An 18,337-nucleotide genomic window follows, 5' to 3' on the forward strand; every position below is an offset into this window, starting at 1 on the left:
CCTGGCCTTTACAGTGAGGGACACCAGCTCCGGTGACTCTCCGACCTGTGAGGTACACGCGAACCATGTCGACCGAAACGTTTGAGTTCCAAGTAGAGGCCCGTCAGCTCCTGCAGTTGATGATCCACTCGGTCTACTCGAACAAGGATGTCTTCCTGCGCGAGCTCGTCTCCAACGCCTCCGACGCGCTGGACAAGCTGCGTCTCGAATCCTTGCGGGACGACACACTCGACGCGGATGTGTCCGATCTGCACATCGAGATCGAGATCGACAAGGACGCCCGCACCCTCACCGTGCGGGACAACGGCATCGGGATGTCGTACGACGAGGTGGGCCGGCTCATCGGCACCATCGCCAACTCGGGTACGGCCACGTTCCTCCAGGAACTGCGGGAGGCCAAGGACGCGGGCGGAGCCGAGGGCCTCATCGGCCAGTTCGGCGTCGGCTTCTACGCCGGCTTCATGGTGGCGGACGAGGTGACCCTGGTGACCAGGCGCGCCGGCGAGACCCAGGGCACCCGCTGGACCTCGCGCGGCGAGGGCACGTACACCCTGGAGCGCGCCGACGACGCGCCGCAGGGCACCGCCGTCACGCTGCACCTCAAGCCCGCGGACCCCGAGAACCAGCTCCACGACTACAGCGCCGCCTGGCAGATCAAGGAGATCGTCAAGCGGTACTCGGACTTCATCACCTGGCCGATCAGGCTGGTCCCGGAGGCGAGCGACGGCGAGGCCGCACCCGAACCCGAGACGCTGAACTCGATGAAGGCCCTGTGGGCCCGCTCGCGCGAGGAGGTGTCCGACGACGAGTACCACGAGCTGTACAAGCACATCAGCCACGACTGGCGTGAGCCGCTGGAGACCATCCGGCTCCAGGCGGAGGGCACCTTCGAGTACCAGGCCCTGCTGTTCGTCCCGTCGCACGCCCCGCACGACCTGTTCACGCAGGGCTACCAGCGCGGCGTGCAGCTGTATGTGAAGCGCGTCTTCATCATGGACGACTGCGAGGCGCTGCTGCCGCCGTACCTCCGCTTCGTCAAGGGAGTCGTCGACGCGCAGGACCTCTCGCTCAACGTGTCCCGCGAGATCCTCCAGCAGGACCGCCACATCCGGATGATGCAGCGCCGCCTGACGAAGAAGGTCCTGTCCACGGTCAAGGACCTGATGACGTCCGCCCCTGACCGCTACACCACCTTCTGGCGGGAGTTCGGCGCGGTCCTGAAGGAGGGACTGGTCACCGACTCGGAGAACCGCGACGCCCTCCTCGCCGTCTCCTCGTTCGCGTCCACGAACGGCGACGAGGAGCCGACCACGCTCAAGCAGTACATGGAGCGGATGAAGGACGGCCAGGACGACATCTACTACCTGACCGGCGAGTCCCGGCAGAGCATCGAGAACTCCCCGCACATGGAGGCGTTCCGGGCCAAGGGCCTGGAGGTCCTGCTGCTCACCGACGGCGTCGACGAGGTGTGGGTCGACGCCGTGGGCGAGTACGAGGGCAAGCGGCTGCGCTCCGTCGCCAAGGGCGAGATCGACCTCGGCGCCCAGGGGGACGAGCAGGCCGACGCCGAGCGGGAGAAGCAGAGCGAGGAGTTCGCCGGGCTGCTCGGCTGGATGAAGGAGCAACTGGACGGGGACATCAAGGAGGTGCGCCTCTCGTCGCGCCTGACCGTCTCCCCGGCCTGCGTCGTCTCGGACGCGAACGACCTCACGCCCGCGTTGGAGAACATGTACCGCGCGATGGGCCAGGAGGTGCCGCGCACCCAGCGGATCCTCGAACTCAACCCCGACCACCTGCTGGTGAAGAGCCTGAACCAGTCCTACAAGGAGGGCGGGGACCGCGCGCGGGTCGCCGAGACCGCCGAACTGCTCCACGCCCTCGCGGTGCTCGCCGAGGGCGGTCAGCCGAAGGAACCCGCCCGTTTCGTCAAGCTGGTGGCGGACCGCCTGGAGCGCACGCTGTAGTGCGGGGGACCTCACCGCGACGGCCGGTGGCGGCTGCGTCCGTGCGTCTCACCCACGCACGGTGGTACCGCCGCCGCCGGTCGGGGCGGGCGCCGCTCGCCGGAATGCCCACCCCATGTCCGGTTCCATCGCGAACCGGAACACCCGCCGGACGGGCGCGGTGCACAGCGCCGTCACGACCGCGGCGGCGACGACGGTGACGGTGACGGCCCCGAGCGGCTGGTAGATCCAGGCCGGGTCGTACCAGCCCCAGGGCTTGGAGATCTGGGCGACGAAGCCGTGCAGCAGGTAGCCGTAGAGGGTGCCGGCGCCCAGCGTGGTGAACCACGTCCGGCGCCCGGGCACCCAGGCGAGGAAGCAGGCGACCAGCGTCACCGAGCAGCCGAAGAGGGCCAGGGTCATCACCGGGCCGTACCAGTCCGGTACGCCGAAGTCCGCGGCGGTGTCGCGGTGGAAGAACCAGCCGTAGTCCATCCGCGGCACCACCCAGTACGCCACGGCGAGGGCGCAGGCGAACACCGGCACGGCCAGGACGCGCGCCGCGCGCCGGCGCACGAGCCGGAAGTGCTCCGGCTTCAGGCACAGGCCCAGGACGAAGTACGGCAGGAACTGCAGGGTTCTCGGCAGATCGAGGTCGCCGCCGATGGGCGAGAGGGTCGCCAGCATCGCGACGGCGAGCGCGAGCGGCATCGGCCAGCGGACGCTCTTCCAGATCGGGGTGGTCAGCCGCCAGATGAAAAGGGCCGCCAGGAACCACGTCAGATACAGGGGATCCAGCAGGCTGATCGGCCGGTCCGGTTCGCCGTCCGTCCACCGCGTGAAGAGGGTGTACGCCGTCTCGAAGACGACGTAGGGGACGACGACGCCGGTGACCAGACGCTTGACCTTCTGCGGAGTTGCGTCGAAGCCACGGGAGAAGTAGCCGGACATGATGATGAACGCCGGCATGTGGAAGGCGTAGACGATCATGTAAAGCGCGGTGACCGTCCGGCTGTCGGAGCGCAGCGGCTCCCAGGCGTGGCCCATCGCCACCAGGACGATGGCCAGATACTTGGCGTTGTCAAAGAAGGCGTCGCGCTGCTTCGGTGGCTCGAGTGGGGTCCGCGCCGCTGAAGCTGTCCCGTCCGAGACAGCGTCGTCGACGGCGGCCGAGGTGTGAGGGGGCGGCATCCGACGCGCCTCACCGACTTTCGCCGCCGCAAACATCTCGCACGAGGTTGTGGCGTGACTCACAGGAGCGGAAGCGGAGTCGCGTCCTTCGCGGGGATCAGTTCGGCGAGCAGGAGCGTTCGGTCGTCCGCGCCGCCGGTGGGGGAGGTGCGCTGAAGCAGCCCCTGGCACAGTGATCGCAGGCTGTCCGGGCCGCCGGCGGGTTCGACGCTCTGCGCGTCGAGGTGCCCGGCGAGGCGGGCGATGCCCTGGTCGATGTCGGCTTCTCGGGACTCGACCAGGCCGTCGCTGTACAGCAGGAGCAGCGCGGGTTCGGGGACCTGCACCACCGTGGGTTCGTAGGTGCCCGTGCCGAGTCCCAGCGGCAGTCCCGCGCTGGTGAGTGAGACCGGTGTGGCGGGCCCGCCCGGGCCGCGGATCAGCGGCGGTGGATGGCCGGCTCCGACGAAGGCGCAGCTGTGGCGCCGCGCGTCCCACTCGGCGTACATGCAGGTGGCGAAGGAAGCCCCCGGTGTGTCACAGGCGAGCAGGTCGAGCCGTCGCATCAGCTCGGCCGGGGGGATGTCGAGCCCCGCCAAGGTGCGTAAGGCGGTGCGCAGTTGGATCATGGCGACGGCCGACTCTGGACCGTGCCCCATGGCATCCCCGACGATCAGCCCGACCTGGCCTCCCGGCCGCGCCAGCACGTCGAACCAGTCGCCGCCGATGATGTTGTCCTGGCCGGCGGGGAGGTAGCCGTGGGCGATCCGGCAGCCCTCGAACTCCTGGGCCGTGGCGGGCAGCAGGCTGCGGCGGATGGCCAGCGCGGTGCGGCGCTCGCGTTGGTAGCGGCGTGCGTTGTCCAGGGCCACGCCGGCGCGCGCGGCGAGCGACTCGACGGCCACGGCGTCGCCGGGCAGGAACGGTGCCCTGTCCGGGCCGCGGGTGCAGGCGATGAAGCCGACGGCGGTGCCGCGCAGATGCAGCGGGACGACGAGGAAGGAGGTCGCCCGCAGGATGGCGGCGACGCGGGTGTCGCCGGCCCCGGAGGCGATGAGCCGCTCGGACGTGTGGGAGTCGACCGCGTCGAGCAACTGCGTCCGCCCGGCGGCGAGGGCGCGCGCGTACGGAGTCTCGCGCGGGAAGACGATCACCTCGCCGACCGGCAGCACACCCTCCCAGACCTCCGGTGGATCGGCTCTCACACGCAGCGCCAGCCTGCGGGCCTCGACCTGGGGCGGATCCGGGGCGAGGTACGCGTTCTCCTCGAGTCGCCAGCGCTCCAGCAGATAGACCGACGCGGCGTCGCAGAACCCGGGCGTCAGCGCGTGCACGACGTGGCTGCCGGTCAGGTTCAGATCGAGTTCCGAGCCGATGACGTCGGCAGCGGGGGAGAAGGTCGGCCGGCGGCGCGAGTGCGCGGCGGGAGGTGCGTGGTCGCTGTGGCTGCGAGCTTCGTTCCGCAGGATCGCGCCCTTCCGGCTGGGGGTAGGCTTCGGCCGCGTGGCATGGACATCTCCTCGCCGCGTCGTCGGCAACTATAGGATGTCGCGTCAACACCCCAGAACAGACAGGGAGTTGTTGTCGTGGCGGGCAGTGAAGGTCTACCGCAGGGGGTCGACCCCGACAAGGCGAGTGTCGCGCGCATGTACGACGCCATGCTGGGCGGGCAGCACAACTTCGCCATCGACCGGGAGGCGGTGGCGGCCTTCACGGCCATCGACCCCCAGGTGCGCACGCTGGCCCGGGCCAACCGCGCCTTTCTGGGTCGGGCGGTGCGCTTCCTGGTGGCGGCCGGGGTGCGGCAGTTCATCGACCTCGGGTCGGGCATCCCCACCCAGGGCAACGTCCACGAGGTGGCGCAGCAGGCCAGCCCCGGGGCCCGCGTGGTCTACGTGGACAACGACCCGGTGGCCGTGGCCCACAGCGCTGCCTTGCTCGCCGGCAATCCGGACGCGGACATCGTCGACGGGGACATCCGCCGGCCGGCCGACATCCTGTCCTCCCCGCAGGTGCGGAAACTGATCGACTTCGATCAGCCCGTCGCCGTACTGATGATCACGATCCTGCACTTCGTCACCGCGGAGGAGGACCCGGCCGGCATTGTGGCCGCCTTCCGGGACGCCCTGCCCGAGGGGAGCCGGCTGGCGCTGTCCCATGCCACCAACCAGGACCGCCCGGACACGGCCGCCGCCGTGGGACAGCTGTACCGGTCCAGGGCCACCTCGCCGGTCACCCCGCGCTCCCACGACGCGATCCTCGGGCTGTTCGACGGCTTCGACCTCGAGGAACCCGGCCTGGTCTACGTACCCCTGTGGCGCCCGGACCCGGGCGAGGGCGTCCCGGACAATCCGTCGGAGTACTGGGTGTACGCGGGCGTCGGCCGCAAGCGTTCCTGAGGCAAGCGGCGGGCGGTCAGTCGATCAGCGGGTAGTGGCAGGCGGTGTGCCGGCCGGACGGCGTGCGGGTGAGCGCGGGACGTTCCACCGCACAGCGCTCACGGGCGTACGGGCAGCGGGTGCGGAACGTACAGCCCGTCGGCTTGTCCACCGGGTTGGGCACTTCGCCGGTCAGGACGATGCGTTCCCCGCGTGGTCCGTCCACCGAAGGGGTGCCGTCGTCGATGTCCGGGACCGCGGACAACAGCGCCTGCGTGTAGGGGTGAGCGGGTGACTTGTACAGCGCCTCCGTCTCGGCGAGTTCGACGATCTCGCCGAGGTACATGACGGCGATCCGGTCCGACACATGCCGGACCACGCCGAGGTCGTGGGCGATGAAGACGTAGGTGAGCGCGAACTCCTCCTGGAGGTCGGCGAAGAGGTTCAGTACCTGGGCCTGGATCGACACGTCGAGGGCGGACACCGGTTCGTCGGCGACGATCAGCTTCGGGGCGGTGGCCAGCGCCCGGGCGATGCCGATGCGCTGGCGCTGGCCGCCGGAGAACTCGTGCGGATAGCGGTCCAGATGCGCCGCGGCCAGTCCTACGACGTCGAACAGCTCGGCGACCCGGCGGCGGACCGCGGCGCCGTCCCCGTAGCGGTGCACGAGCAGGGGCTCGGCCACGATGTCCCCGGCGCGGCGGCGGGGGTTGAGCGAGGCCTGCGGGTCCTGGAAGACCAGCTGCATCCCCGGACGTACGGGGCGCAGCCGGCGTGCGGACAGGGTGGTGATGTCCTGCCCGTCGAACTCGACCCGGCCGCCGGTGAGTTCGGTGAGCCGGACCAGGCAGCGGCCCAGGGTGGACTTGCCGCAGCCCGACTCGCCGACGATGCCGAGCGTTTCGCCGGCGTGCACCTCCAGGGAGACTCCGTCCACGGCGCGCAGCACCCTGCGGCGCCGGGACAGCGCCTCCGCACGCAGCGGGTAGTGCTTGGTGACGTCCGTGGCGCGCAGCAGCACCTCGCCGCCCGGCGGGGCGGCGCTGTCGTCGTCCACTGTCGCGAAGTTCTGCGCCGTCACGATGTCGTCTCCCTTGCCACGTCCGGTACGTCGATCGCGGCGGCCCGTGCCGTCAGGCGCAGCGCCGCACGATCGTCGGGGGCCAGCCAGCAGGCGTCGCGGTGCGCGGTGTCACCGTTGCCCGCGGCGAGTGCGGGGCGTTCGTCGCACCGGTCGTGCCGCAGGCGGCAGCGCGGCGAGAAGGCGCACCCCTCCGGCAGGCTCCCGGGCGAGACGGGCACGCCCGCGATGGTGGGCAGCCGCCTCAGCCGGGGACCCCCGACGCGGGGCACCGAGTCGAGCAGCCCCCAGGTGTAGGGGTGCCGCGGACCGTGGAACACGGCCCGGCGCGGGCCCTCCTCGGCCGCCCGGCCGCCGTACATGACCAGGACCCGGTCGGCGATCTGGGAGATCACGCCCATGTCGTGCGTGATGAGTACGACGGCCGATCCGCGCGCGTTGAGCTCGCGCATCAGGTCGAGGATCTGCGCCTGCACGGTCACGTCGAGCGCCGTGGTCGGCTCGTCGGCGATGAGCAGTGCGGGGCCGCAGGAGAGGGCCATCGCGATGACCACCCGCTGGCGCATGCCGCCGGAGAACTCGTGCGGGTACGACTTCGCCCTGGAGGCCGCGTCGGGGATGCCGACATCGGACAGCAGCTCCACCGCGCGCGCGTGCGCCGCCCTCCGGGACACCTGTTCGTGCGCCCGTATCTGTTCGGCGATCTGCCAGCCCACGGTGTAGACGGGGGTCAGCGCGGTCATCGGGTCCTGGAAGACCATGGCGATCTCCCGGCCCCGTATCGCGCGCATCCGCTTGTCCGGGAGAGCGAGCAGGTCCTGCCCGCGGAAGAGGACTTCGCCCGACACGGTCACGTTCGGGTTGGTCAGCAGCCGCAGTACGGCCAGCATCGACACGCTCTTGCCCGAGCCCGACTCGCCCACCACGCCCAGGATCTCGCCGGGCGTGACGGAGAAGGAGAGGCCGTCGACGGCCGTGACCGGGCCGGTGCGGGTGCGGAAGGAGACCCGCAGGTCACGTACTTCCAACAGGGGTTCAGGCATGGCGGGCCCTCGGGTCGATTCGCGCGTACAGGATGTCCACCAGTGCGTTGGCGAGGACCACGAAGAACGCCGCGTACAGGACGGTCCCCATGATCACGGGCAGGTCCAGGTTCTGCAGGGCGTCGAAGGTGAGCTTGCCGATGCCGGGCAGGCCGAAGACGACCTCGGTGAGCAGGGCGGCGCCGCCCACGAGCGCGCCGAAGTCCAGGCCGAACAGCGACACGATCGGGATCAGCGAGCAGCGCAGGGCGTGCCGGATCAGGATCCGCCGCTCGGACAGGCCCTTGGCGCGCGCGGTGCGGACATAGTCCTCGTTCAGCGCGGTGACGACCTCGCCGCGCAGCAGCCTGGCGTAGATACCGGCGTACAGCAGGGCCAGGGTCAGCCAGGGGAAGAGCATGTGCAACGCCCACTGGCCGACGTTGTCGCTCAGGCCGACGTATCCGGGTGGCGGCACCCAGGAGAACACCGAGTCGTGCAACTGCTTCTGGGTGATGAGGTTGACGACCTCGCCGAGCCAGTAGGCCGGCAGCGAGACGCCGACCACGCCGACCAGCATGATCAGCGGGTCGACGGCCGTGCCGCGCAGGGTCGCCGCGGCCGTGCCCATGATGATGCCGACGGCCATCCAGAGGACCGCCGCCCCCACCACGAGCGACAGCGTCACCGGCATCGCCTGCACGATCTGCGGGATGACGCGGGAGCCCCGGTTGACGAACGACTCCAGGTCGCGGTCGACCAGCAGGTGACGCATCATCAGCAGATAGCGGACGGGCATCGGGCGGTCGAGGCCGAAGGAGTGCCGGACCTGGGCGAGCGTGGCCGGGTCGGCGTTGCGTCCCGCGATGCGGGCCGCGGGATCGACTCCGGGGGTGGCGAAGAAGATCAGGAAGACCAGGATGCTGATGGCGAACATCACGAACAGGGCCGAGGCGAAGCGCTTGAGCGCGAAGGAGAGCATGAGCGTCACACCCCTCCGCGCAGCCGGGCGCTCGGATCGAGCGCGTCCCGCACGCCGTCGCCCAGGACGTTGAGTGCCGCAGTGGTCAGCGCGATGAGCAGTCCCGGCGCGATGGTCACGGTGGGGCGGGTGTAGAGCAGCCCCAGGCCGTCCTCGATGATCGTGCCCCAGCTGGCGTCGGGCGGCTGGACGCCGACGGACAGGAAGGACAGGGCCGACTCGGTGAGCATGGCCAGCGCGGTCATCAGCGGCACGAAGACGATCGCCGTGGGCAGGACGTTCGGCAGCACCTCCCGGCGCAGGATGCGCGGGATGGGCGCACCGGAGCCGACGGCCGCGTGGATGAAGTCCTTGTTGCGCAGCACCAGTACCTGGCCGCGCAACGGGCGGGCGATGTACGGCACATAGATCGCCGCGATGATCGTGACGGGCAGCCAGAGACTTCCCGCCTCCACGGTGAGCGGCCCCAGGCGCAGCCCGTTGGTGAGCAGGACGACCGACAGACAGATGGCCAGCAGATACACCGGGAACGCCCAGATCACGTCCAGGATCCGGGAGATGACGGCGTCCACGGCGCCGCCCGCGTAGCCGGCGACGACCCCGACGGCCGTACCGATCAGGCAGGTGAGCAGGGCCGCGGTGACGCCGATGAACAGGCTCGTACGGCCGCCGTACAGCAGGCGGGCCATGACGTCGCGGCCCTGGTTGTCGGCGCCGAGGAAGTAGTGGGCGGGGTCCCAGGTGGGGCCGATGGGCGTGACTCCGAGGCCGAGGCCGGTGCTGCTGGGAGTGAGCACCGGCACGGTCTTGCCGTCGACGACCGTGGTGCCGGAGACATGGGACTGGAACGGGTCGGTGTGGGCGATGTGGTCCGCGTACAGCGGCGCGCACAGGGTCGCCAGCACGACCACGAGCAGGACGACGGCCGCGGCCACCGCCGACCTGTTGCGCAACAGGTCGGCGGCGGCCGTCCGCCAGGGGCCCGGCGAGCGCCGGGCCTCGGTCGACGGGTTCGGGAGCGTGCGGCTCATTTGACCCACAGCTGCCCGACGAGCATGTAGAACTGCTTGCTGAACTGGTAGTTGCCGACCCGCTTCGACGTGAAGTCGATGAGCTTCGGGGTGATCAGCGGGACGACCGGGGACTGAGCCATGACCTCCTGGTCGATGGTGCCCCACTGCTGGTCGGCGCTCTTCTGGTCGGTCTGCCCGGTCTCCAGCGCGGTCTTCATCTTCGCGTCGATGCCCTTGTCGCAGAAGCCGGCGATGTTGATGCTGGAGTCGCTGCCGGGGTGGAACGAGGCGCAGGACAGCAGCACGTTGAGGAAGTCCGAGGCCGCCGGATAGTCCTGGTACCAGGACGTCAGCGCCAGCTGCACCTTGTTCTTGGTGTTCTGGATGTAGGTGAACTGGATGTTCCCCGACAGGGGCTTGAGCGTCGCCTTGTAGCCGAGCTGGGTGAGCAGGCTCTGGAGGTACTGTCCGATCGACTTGTTGACGTCGTCGTCCTGGACGACGATGCCGACCTCCTGCCCCGCCGTACCGGACTGCTTCACCAGCGCCTTGGCCTTGGCCAGATCCGCGGCCGTCCAGGTCTTGCCGCCGCCCTTGGTGTAGTCGCACGAGTCGACGTGCCCGGGGAAGCCGGGCGGCAGGATCGTGCACGCGGGAGAGGCGAGGTTCTTACCGCCGTACAGCCGCACCACGGCGGACCGGTCGACGGCCCAGTTGATCGCCTGACGGGCCAGCTTGTTGTTGAAGGGCGCCGTGTTGACGTTCAGCGTCGCGTACCAGAACGCGGTCAGCGGGTTCACATGCGCCTGGGAGGCGTACTTGGTGCCGATCTCGTTCAGCCGGTCGGCGGGCGGCGGGTCGTACATCCAGTCCGCCTGGCCGTTCTGCACCGCGGTGACCTCGGACTCGACGGTCTGGCCGAAGGTGTAGTCGATCGCGTCGGGGTAGCCCTCGGGCTGCGCCGGACGCGACCACTCCTTGAAGTGCGGGTTGCGCACCAGCTTCAGCGCCCGGTTCGGGTCGTACGAGGCCGCCATGTAGGGGCCGGTCGTCGGCAGTGGCTTTGTGCCGGCGTCCTTCGCCGGCGAGTCCTTCGGTACGACGCTGGCGTGCGGGACGGCCAGCTTGAACGCGAACTCCGGGTCCGGGGCGGTGAGGTTGACGGTGACCGTGTTGGCCGTGGCGTCGCCTGTCACACCTCCCTTCAGCGTGCAGGAGGCGGGCTTCTTCAGACAGGCGTCGGCTCCGACGATGCCGTTGTAGAAGGTGCCCGCGGTGGGGCTGGAGACCTTGAAGATGCGCTGGAAGGACGCCACCACGTCGTCGGTGGTGACCGCCTTGCCGTTGGAGAAGGAGATGCCCTTGCGGAGCGTGAACGTGTACGTCTTGCCGCCGTCGGTCACCTTCGGCATCGCCGTCGCCAGGTCCGGGACGACGGTGAACGACTGCTGGCCGCCGACCTTCTTGAACGAGAGCAGCCCGTCGTACATGGACTGGTACAGCTGCCAGTACTGGAGCGTGTAGTTGACCTGAGGGTCGAGGCTTCCCGCGGCGGCGTGAGCGACGAGCTTCAGCGTGCCGCCCTTGTGCTGCGGCTGGAAAGCGGAGGAACCGGAGCCGGACGAGGACGCGGTCGGGTCGGAGGAGGCGCCGTCGTCGGAGGACGAACAGGCGGCGGCGGTCAGGGCGAGGGCCACGGTGGCGGCGGCGAGCGCGCTGCGTCTCTTGCTGCGGGTCATGCTGGACATGCGGGACATCCGGGAAGCTCCCGTCGGGGGATCAGTCGGTGGAGTCGAGGAACGAGCCCACGACGCGGAGGTAGAGCTCCTCCTCCTCGACGTGCGGCATGTGGCTGGAGTGCTCGAAGAGGTGCCAGCGCACGTCGGGGATGCGGTCGGCGAACGGGCGGAGGGTCTCGGGAGTCGCCTCGTCGTACCGCCCGGACACCAGCAGGGTCGGCACGTCGATCAGGTGCAGCCGGTCGATGACCGACCAGGTCTTCAGAGTCCCGACGACATGGAACTCGTTCGGCCCGTTCATCGTGTGGTACACGGTCGGGTCGGCCGCGATGTTGTCCCAAGTAGCCTGGATCTCGGGCGGGTTGGGGACCAGACGGCACACGTGGCGCTCGTTGAAGACCTGCTCGGCCGCGCGGTAGTCGGGGTGGTCGGTGGTCCCGGCCGCCTCATGGGCGAGCAGCGTCGCCTGGACCTCCCGGGGGAGGGCGTCGCGCAACTCGCTCGCCGCCGAGAGCCACAGCTCCATGGACGCGGGGGAGTTGGCGATGACCAGACCGCGCAGCCCCGGTGGACGGCGTACGGCGTGCTCGGCGGCGAGCATGCCGCCCCAGGACTGGCCGAGGATGTGGTAGGCGTCGGCGATGCCCAGCTGCTTGAGGAGAGCGTCGAGTTCGTCGAGGAAGAGCTGGACGGTCCAGAAGTCGGCGCCCTTGTCGGGCAGATGGGTGGACAGTCCGGTGCCGAGCTGGTCGTAGTGCACCACGGCGCGACCCTGCTGGGCGATGCCCGCGATGCTCAGCGTGTAGTTGTGACCGGCGCCGGGCCCGCCGTGCAGGACGACCAAAGGTGTCCTGCCCGGTTCGCCCGTGATCCGGTACCAGGTGGACCAGCCGTTGAAGTCGACCGTTCCGGTGTGGTTCGGTTCGGGAATCGCCACGGGGGAGCCTCCCAGAGCGGCTGGAATCAGCCGACCTCTGTCTTAAATGAGTTGGGTGTGACGGATGGATGAGATAGTGATTGGGTAAAAGGTCAGCGCACAAGACCTTTTAACCGGGCGGAGCAAGACGTAACGGCGTGTTTACGTGGCACCCGCCCGTTCACAGAAGCGGCGCCTGAAGGGAAGACACCTGACATCCGTACCTGAGCCACCTGAACCGGGGGACGAGTTCTCCCGGGTGCTCGACCGCGTCCTCCTCGGCGGCACCCCGTCGTCGTCGCTGCGCCCCGTGCGCGTGACCACGGCGGTCGACGAGGTCTCCGACCGGCTGCTCACCGCGATCGCCGTCGGAGAATTCCTGCCGGGCGAACGGCTCCCGGCCGAACGCGAGCTCACCCGGCTGCTGCGGGTGAGCCGCCCCACCGTGCGCGAGGCCGTCGGACGCCTCCAGGCCCTGGGAGTCATCGAGATCCGCCGGGGCCGCAACGGGGGAGCCTTCGTGCGCGAGAGCTGGAGCGAGTCCTCCGGGGCCGCTGTCCGCCGTACGCTGCTGCCCCGGTGGGAAGAGTTCGAGCAGCTCTTCGACCTGCGCGGGCTGGTGGAAGGCCTGGTGGCCGCGACGGCCGCCCGACGCCGACGGCCCGAGGACTTGGAGCCCATGCGTGAGGCGCTCGCCGCGCACCTGTCCGCGCACACTCCCCGGGAGGAGCAGGCCGCCGACAGCGCCTTCCACCGGAGCATCTGCGCGGCCACCCACAATCCGCAGATCGCCCTGCTCAGCCGGGACCTGCTGACCCGGATCAGCCTCGGCTTCCCGATCGAGCCGTGGGGCAAGGGCGAGCGGACCCACTTCCACCGGGCCGGCCAGGGCCACACGGCCCTCTACGAGGCCATCGCGGCGGGCGAGCCCGAGCGAGCGGAGGAGATCGCCCGGGACCACTTCATGATCAGCGCCGAGATGATCCGCGACGTATTGGCCCGTGTTCGGGCCGGGGAGCAGCCCGGATAGACGGATCAGGCTTTCACGCGACCGCGTGCCACCAGCCTCCTCAGCAGCGGCCAGGCCAGCAGCAGCGCGATCACCGCGTACACGGTCACCGCGAAGGGCGTGTCGACCAGCCCCGTGACGCTGCCGTCGCTGATCTGAAGCGCGCGCCTCAGCTGCTGCTCGGCGTTCGGGCCGAGGATGACGCCGATGACGGCGGGGAGGACCGGCAGGCCGTAGCGCCGCATGCCGAAGCCGATCAGGCCGATGATCAACAGGATCACCAGGTCGATGACCTCGCCGCCCACCGCGTACGCGCCGACCGCCGCGAAGAACAGGATCCCGGCGTACAGATACGGCCGTGGGATGCGCAGCAGCTTCGACCACACCGGCGCCAGCGGCAGGTTGAGCGCGAGCAGCAGCACCATGCCGACGAACAGCGAGGCGATCAGGCCCCAGACCAGGTCGGGTTCGCGCTCGAACAACAAGGGCCCTGGCTGGATGCCGTACTGCTGGAAAGCGGCCAGCATGACCGCCGCGACCGCCGTGGTCGGCAGGCCCAGGGTCAGCATCGACACCAGCGTGCCCGCCGCCGAGGCCGACGCCGCCGACTCCGGTCCCGCCACGCCCTCGATCGCGCCCTTGCCCCAGTCGTCCTTGTGCTTCGACAGGCGCTTCTCCGTGACGTACGACAGAAAGGTGGGGATCTCGGCGCCGCCCGCCGGAATCGCGCCGAACGGGAAGCCGATGAACGGGCCGCGCAGCCATGACCTCCAGGTCCGCCGCACATCGTCGCGGCCCAGCCAGGGGCGGCCCACCGGGATCGCCTCGCCCGGGCTGCGCCGCAGGTGCGCCGCCACCCACAGGGCCTCGCCGATCGCGAACAGGCCGACCGCCACGATCACCACGTCGATGCCGTCGGCCAGTTGCAGGGAGCCGAAGGTCAGGCGCTGCTGGCCGGTCATCTGGTCCAGGCCCACCAGACCGAGCGTGAGACCGATGAGCAGGGACGCCAGGCCCCGGATGCGGGACGAACCCAGCACCGAGGTCACGGCGATGAACGCGAGCACCATGATGGCGAAGTAGTCCGGCGCACCGATGTCCACCGCCAGGTCGGCGACCGTCGGAGCGAGCGCCACCAGCAGGATCGTGCCGATCAGGCCGCCCGCGAAGTGGCCGATGGCTGCAGCCGCGAGCGCCTGCGCGCCGCGCCCCGACTTGGCCATCGGGTTGCCCTCCATGGCCGCGACCACGGCGGCACTCTCGCCGGGCGTGTTGAGCAGGATCGAGGTGGTCGAACCGCCGAACATCGCGCCGTAGTAGATGCCCGCGAACATGATGAACGCGCCGATCGGGTCGAGTCCGTACGTCACGGGCAGCAGGAGCGCGACGGCCATCGCGGGGCCGATGCCGGGCAGGACGCCGATCGCGGTGCCGAGCAGCACGCCGATGGCGGCCCACAGCAGGTTGACCGGGGTCAGCGCCGTACCGAACCCGTCCATCAGGGAGTTGAGGGCATCCATGTCACAGCACTCCCATCAGCGGGCCGCCCGGCAGCGGTACGCCCAGCAGGTTGTTGAAGACGGCGTAGGTGGCGAGGGAGAGGACGGCCGCGATGAGCGGGTCCCGGTCGGCCCGGCGGCTGCCGAGCGTGAAGGCGGCTCCCCAGAACAGGAGTGCGCCCGCGACGGGGAAGCCTGCGGGCTCGATGAGGACGGCCGCGCCGAGGAACACCCCGGTGAGCAGCAACACCGTGCGCCAGTCGGCGGGTTCGGACAGGTCGATGTCCTCGCCGGTCTCGGCCTGGCCACGGCCGCCGCGCAGGACGTCGACGGCGAGGAGGGCGGCGATGACGAGCAGCCCGACCCCGACGACGACGGGCACGGTCTTGGGGCCGACGGGCCCGCGCTGGGTGAGGTCGACGTCCATGGTGAGCGCGTCGGTCAGGACCAGCACGCCGAGCGCCAACAGCAGGACGCAGACGCCGAGTTCGGAGTGCTCGCGCAGCCATGAGCGCAGCCCCGAGGGCCGCTCGGCCGGCTCCGCCGGCTCTGCTTGGGAAAGGCCCGTCCGCGTCGTCACAGCCCCAGCTCCTTCAGCACCGAAACCACGCGCCTGTCCTGGGCGTCCAGGAACGCGCCGAACTTCTCGCCGGTCAGGAAGGCGTCGTCCCAGCCGTTCTGCCGCATCGACTCCTGCCACTCGGGGGAGTCGTGCAACTCCTCGATCAGCCGGGTGAGCTTGTCGCGCTCGGCCTCGGACAGGCCGGGCGGGGCCACGATGCCGCGCCAGTTGGTGAAGTCCACGTCGTAGCCGGACTCCTTGAGCGTGGGCGCGTCCGCGAGCTCGTCGACCCGCTCCGGGCCGGTGACCGCGAGCAACCGGAGTTCGCCCGCCTTGATCTGGTCGAGGTACTCGCCGACGCCGGACACCCCGAAGGCGACCTTGTCGCCGAGGATCGAGGCGAGCAGCTCGCCGCCACCGTCGAAGGGGATGTAGTTGACCTCCTTCGGAGCGATGCCGGCGGCCTTCGCCATCAGCATCGGCGCGAGATGGTCGGGGCCGCCGGGTGAGGAGCCGCCGCCCACCGGGAGCTTGCCGGGATCGGCCTTCCAGGCGCGGACGAGGTCGTCGATCGTCCGGTACGGGGAGTCCTTGCCGACCACGACGACGTCCTGCTCCTCGGTGAGCCGGGCGATCGGGGTGGTGTCGGCGAGGGTCTTGGGCGCGTGGTTGGAGCGGACGGCGCCCACGACCCCGAGGCCCATCGACATGGCGAGCTTGCCGTTGCCGTGCTCGCTCACGAGCCGGCTGAGTCCGACGGTGCCGCCGGCACCAGGCAGGTTGAACACCTCGATGTTGTGCGTGAGTCCGGCGTCCTCGGCGTTCTTCGCCGCCGTACGGGCCGTGATGTCGTAGCCGCCGCCGGGCGTGTTGGGAACCATGAAGCGCAGGCCCGGGATCCGTGTGCCGGTCGCGGCGTCGCTGCCGGTCGTCAGCAGCGGAGGTCCCACCAGCACGAGCACGGCGGCCCCGAGCAGGGCGAGAGGGGTGCGCAGGCGCACGAATGCCACCACCTGTCGGTACGTCGGTGAAGGTCGATGAAGTACGGCAGCCTGTGGGGGGAGGGGGGTGATGTGGGCCACATGTTGCCCGTACGTCCAGCACCTGTCTCTCTTGCGGAACCAACGGAGCTTGTGGTCTTTGCGGTCACCGGCCGACTCGGGTCGGGACATCGGTCTGGCGCTCGCCCGCCCGGTCTGCGAGCGTCACGGTGGTGAGATGCCGGTGACCACGCCCCTGACGGGGCCCTGTTCACCGCGCGCAGGACCGTCAGCCACCTCACCGACGCGGTGGCGGAAGGAGCGCCTCGATGACCCGTACGGCGTCCGGCACGACCGACACGATCGATGTGCTCGTGGTCGACGACGACTTCAGGGTGGCCAAAGTCCACCGCACCTTCGTCGAACGCGTCGAGCCGTTCCGGGTCGTCGGAGTCGTGGGCACCGGCGAGCAGGTGGCCGACGCCGTCGACGCACTGCACCCGGACCTCGTCCTGCTCGACCTGTATCTGCCCGACGTCTTCGGCCTGGACGTCATCCCCCGGCTGCGCACCGCCGGCCACGACTGCGACGTCATGGTCATCAGCGCCGCACGCGAGGCCGACGCGGTGCGCGGTGCCGTCCGTCACGGCGTCGTCGACTACCTCCTCAAGCCGTTCGCGTTCGACGACCTGCGCACCCGCCTGGAGCGCTACGCCCACCAGCGCGGCCGCCTGCTCGCCACCGTCGTGCACGGCCAGGCCGACGTGGACCGGGTCCTGGCCGGAGCACCCGTGCCGGCGTCGACCGCCGGCGCGCTGCCCAAGGGCATGAGCGCGGAGACCGCCGCACTGGTCGAACGCGCGCTCCGCGACGCGGAGGGCACCCTGTCCGCCGCCGAGTGCGCGACCTCGACCGGCATCTCCCGCGTCAGCGCCCGCCGCTACCTGGAGTACTTCCACACCACCGGCAGCGCGGAGGTGTCCCTGCGCTACGGCACGGCCGGGCGGCCCGAGCGGCGCTACCGGTTCCGCGGCCGGCCCACGGGACTGCGGCCCGGCGGCGAAGCGCGCGCTTAGGGGTCAGAACTTCCTGGAAGTCGGCTGCGTGAACTTCCGGGCTGTAGGTCGGGACGCTGAGCAGGTACTTCTCGGAGCCTGCGGTGAAGACCTCGGGTTCCTTGAACGTCGCATACGAGGGGCGGATGTGCAGCTCATCGCCCAGCCTGTTCGCGCCCGCTGACGTCCACGGTCCGATTACCCAGCCCGCAGTTGCTGAGACGGATGCCAGTACGGCCCCCGTGATGCCAGATCCGATGTAGTTGCAGAATCGGGCGGAGAGAGTTTCGATTGTGGCGCCGTGCCATCCGGGCTTCGAAGATCGAGACGCTTGACGAACAGACCGCGACGACCAGAGCGCACAGCGCGATGGTGGTCTCCGAATTCACTCGCGGCCCTGTGATGCTCTACAAGCCTCAAGGTGATGACGGTATCTACTCGGTCGACGAGCAACCAGAGCACCACGTGGCCAACACGTGAGTGACTGCTCACGGTTCCACAGAGCACCGCTCCCGAGGAATACGCGACACCTCAACATGCGAGCCCACCAGCCCCGCGGCCGTTCATCCCCGGCCTATGAACAGTGTCTGGAGACAGCAGCCCTGGCGAGACCCCGCCGACTACTTCGATACCGCCTCGCGGGAGCTTGAGGAGGGTGGCGAGGAGGAAGCCGCCGCACACTACGAGGAGATGGTCCGGCCCGCCGCCGGCAGACAGCCGGGCCGAGGAGCCCGTGCTCTACCTGGAACGCCCCGGCGGAGACGACGAGTTGCGGCTGAGCGTCGGCCCGGCGGCGTACGCCCACGAGTCGCAGGTCCTGCTCGCCCGGAGCGAACTCATGGACGCGCTGGGCAGGAGAAGTTCCACTGCGTCTCTTGCGGCCACACCGCGCACGCGGACACGGTGAGCGCCCTGAATGTTCTACGGGCCGGGCTGGTCCGTCGCCAAGCCACACCGGCTTAGCGAGAAGCCCCCTCGTTCACGAAAG

Annotated in this window: 16 protein-coding genes; 5 read left to right on the top strand and 11 right to left on the bottom strand. The window is 70.0% G+C overall.

Features of this window, described 5'->3' with window-relative positions; genetic code table 11:
• The first annotated feature begins 65 nt into the window (after window positions 1–65).
• Entirely contained in the window at window positions 66–1,964 is a 1,899-nt protein-coding gene (htpG, locus tag AB0I77_RS06085; RefSeq protein WP_363281163.1) for a molecular chaperone HtpG, read from the top strand.
• A 48-nt stretch (window positions 1,965–2,012) separates the two neighbouring features.
• Here htpG and AB0I77_RS06090 read toward each other — a convergent pair whose 3' ends face one another.
• Together AB0I77_RS06090 and AB0I77_RS06095 are read right to left on the bottom strand one after the other, a co-directional pair.
• Window positions 2,013–3,134 (bottom strand): acyltransferase family protein, encoded by a 1,122-nt coding sequence (locus AB0I77_RS06090; RefSeq protein WP_363281164.1) that lies wholly within the window; start codon window positions 3,132–3,134, stop codon window positions 2,013–2,015.
• A 59-nt stretch (window positions 3,135–3,193) separates the two neighbouring features.
• The gene (locus tag AB0I77_RS06095; protein WP_363281165.1) at window positions 3,194–4,651 is read right to left on the bottom strand and encodes a SpoIIE family protein phosphatase; all 1,458 of its coding nucleotides are present in this window, start codon (window positions 4,649–4,651) and stop codon (window positions 3,194–3,196) included.
• Between the two features lie 48 nt (window positions 4,652–4,699).
• Here AB0I77_RS06095 and AB0I77_RS06100 point away from each other — a divergent pair, with 48 nt between their 5' ends.
• Window positions 4,700–5,512: an SAM-dependent methyltransferase gene (locus AB0I77_RS06100; RefSeq protein WP_363281167.1), complete on the top strand. Its 813-nt coding sequence runs from the start codon at window positions 4,700–4,702 to the stop codon at window positions 5,510–5,512.
• Between the two features lie 16 nt (window positions 5,513–5,528).
• Here the strand turns inward: AB0I77_RS06100 and AB0I77_RS06105 are convergent, their stop codons facing one another.
• The 6 genes from AB0I77_RS06105 to AB0I77_RS06130 are packed head-to-tail and all read right to left on the bottom strand — an operon-like array spanning window position 5,529 to window position 12,265.
• Entirely contained in the window at window positions 5,529–6,572 is a 1,044-nt protein-coding gene (locus AB0I77_RS06105; RefSeq protein WP_363281168.1) for an oligopeptide/dipeptide ABC transporter ATP-binding protein, read from the bottom strand.
• Window positions 6,569–7,615: an ABC transporter ATP-binding protein gene (locus tag AB0I77_RS06110; protein WP_363281169.1), complete on the bottom strand. Its 1,047-nt coding sequence runs from the start codon at window positions 7,613–7,615 to the stop codon at window positions 6,569–6,571. Before AB0I77_RS06110 ends, AB0I77_RS06105 begins: the two co-directional genes overlap by 4 nt.
• Window positions 7,608–8,576, bottom strand: coding sequence for an ABC transporter permease (locus AB0I77_RS06115; protein WP_363281587.1), 969 nt, complete (start codon window positions 8,574–8,576; stop codon window positions 7,608–7,610). Before AB0I77_RS06115 ends, AB0I77_RS06110 begins: the two co-directional genes overlap by 8 nt.
• 5 nt (window positions 8,577–8,581) lie before the next feature.
• On the bottom strand, window positions 8,582–9,607 hold the full coding sequence (locus tag AB0I77_RS06120; RefSeq protein WP_363281171.1) for an ABC transporter permease: 1,026 nt from the start codon (window positions 9,605–9,607) through the stop codon (window positions 8,582–8,584).
• On the bottom strand, window positions 9,604–11,337 hold the full coding sequence (locus AB0I77_RS06125) for an ABC transporter substrate-binding protein (protein WP_363281173.1): 1,734 nt from the start codon (window positions 11,335–11,337) through the stop codon (window positions 9,604–9,606). The genes AB0I77_RS06120 and AB0I77_RS06125 overlap by 4 nt, the downstream gene beginning before the upstream one ends.
• Before the next feature lie 31 nt (window positions 11,338–11,368).
• Window positions 11,369–12,265, bottom strand: coding sequence for a proline iminopeptidase-family hydrolase (locus AB0I77_RS06130; protein ID WP_363281174.1), 897 nt, complete (start codon window positions 12,263–12,265; stop codon window positions 11,369–11,371).
• Window positions 12,266–12,503: 238 nt separating this feature from the next.
• Here AB0I77_RS06130 and AB0I77_RS06135 point away from each other — a divergent pair, with 238 nt between their 5' ends.
• Window positions 12,504–13,274 (top strand): FCD domain-containing protein, encoded by a 771-nt coding sequence (locus AB0I77_RS06135; RefSeq protein WP_363281175.1) that lies wholly within the window; start codon window positions 12,504–12,506, stop codon window positions 13,272–13,274.
• 5 nt (window positions 13,275–13,279) lie between these two features.
• On the opposite strand, the gene AB0I77_RS06140 is transcribed toward AB0I77_RS06135, so the two are convergent.
• Genes AB0I77_RS06140 through AB0I77_RS06150 form a run of 3 tightly spaced genes read right to left on the bottom strand, consistent with a single transcriptional unit; the run spans window position 13,280 to window position 16,315 of the window.
• Window positions 13,280–14,773, bottom strand: a complete 1,494-nt coding sequence (locus AB0I77_RS06140) for a tripartite tricarboxylate transporter permease (protein WP_363281176.1) — start codon at window positions 14,771–14,773, stop codon at window positions 13,280–13,282.
• 1 nt (window position 14,774) lies between these two features.
• Window positions 14,775–15,332: a tripartite tricarboxylate transporter TctB family protein gene (locus AB0I77_RS06145; protein ID WP_363281177.1), complete on the bottom strand. Its 558-nt coding sequence runs from the start codon at window positions 15,330–15,332 to the stop codon at window positions 14,775–14,777.
• Window positions 15,329–16,315 (bottom strand): tripartite tricarboxylate transporter substrate binding protein, encoded by a 987-nt coding sequence (locus AB0I77_RS06150; RefSeq protein ID WP_363281588.1) that lies wholly within the window; start codon window positions 16,313–16,315, stop codon window positions 15,329–15,331. Before AB0I77_RS06150 ends, AB0I77_RS06145 begins: the two co-directional genes overlap by 4 nt.
• Window positions 16,316–16,623: 308 nt before the next feature.
• On the opposite strand from AB0I77_RS06150, the gene AB0I77_RS06155 reads away from it, so the two are divergent.
• Together AB0I77_RS06155 and AB0I77_RS06160 are read left to right on the top strand one after the other, a co-directional pair.
• Window positions 16,624–17,370: a response regulator gene (locus AB0I77_RS06155; protein ID WP_363281178.1), complete on the top strand. Its 747-nt coding sequence runs from the start codon at window positions 16,624–16,626 to the stop codon at window positions 17,368–17,370.
• Window positions 17,371–18,082: 712 nt separating this feature from the next.
• Window positions 18,083–18,256 (top strand): hypothetical protein, encoded by a 174-nt coding sequence (locus tag AB0I77_RS06160; RefSeq protein WP_363281179.1) that lies wholly within the window; start codon window positions 18,083–18,085, stop codon window positions 18,254–18,256.
• The last annotated feature ends 81 nt before the right edge of the window (window positions 18,257–18,337 follow it).

It is taken from the genome of Streptomyces sp. NPDC050619, assembly GCF_040654815.1.
Taxonomy (GTDB): domain Bacteria; phylum Actinomycetota; class Actinomycetes; order Streptomycetales; family Streptomycetaceae; genus Streptomyces.

Excerpts from the sequence above, each read along its gene's own strand:
- htpG (WP_363281163.1), top strand. The coding sequence starts at position 66 with ATGTCGACCGAAACGTTTGAGTTCCAAGTAGAGGCCCGTCAGCTCCTG.
- AB0I77_RS06090 (WP_363281164.1), bottom strand. The coding sequence starts at position 3,134 with ATGCCGCCCCCTCACACCTCGGCCGCCGTCGACGACGCTGTCTCGGAC.
- AB0I77_RS06110 (WP_363281169.1), bottom strand. The coding sequence starts at position 7,615 with ATGCCTGAACCCCTGTTGGAAGTACGTGACCTGCGGGTCTCCTTCCGC.
- AB0I77_RS06115 (WP_363281587.1), bottom strand. The coding sequence starts at position 8,576 with ATGCTCTCCTTCGCGCTCAAGCGCTTCGCCTCGGCCCTGTTCGTGATG.
- AB0I77_RS06120 (WP_363281171.1), bottom strand. The coding sequence starts at position 9,607 with ATGAGCCGCACGCTCCCGAACCCGTCGACCGAGGCCCGGCGCTCGCCG.
- AB0I77_RS06125 (WP_363281173.1), bottom strand. The coding sequence starts at position 11,337 with ATGTCCAGCATGACCCGCAGCAAGAGACGCAGCGCGCTCGCCGCCGCC.
- AB0I77_RS06140 (WP_363281176.1), bottom strand. The coding sequence starts at position 14,773 with ATGGATGCCCTCAACTCCCTGATGGACGGGTTCGGTACGGCGCTGACC.
- AB0I77_RS06155 (WP_363281178.1), top strand. The coding sequence starts at position 16,624 with ATGACCCGTACGGCGTCCGGCACGACCGACACGATCGATGTGCTCGTG.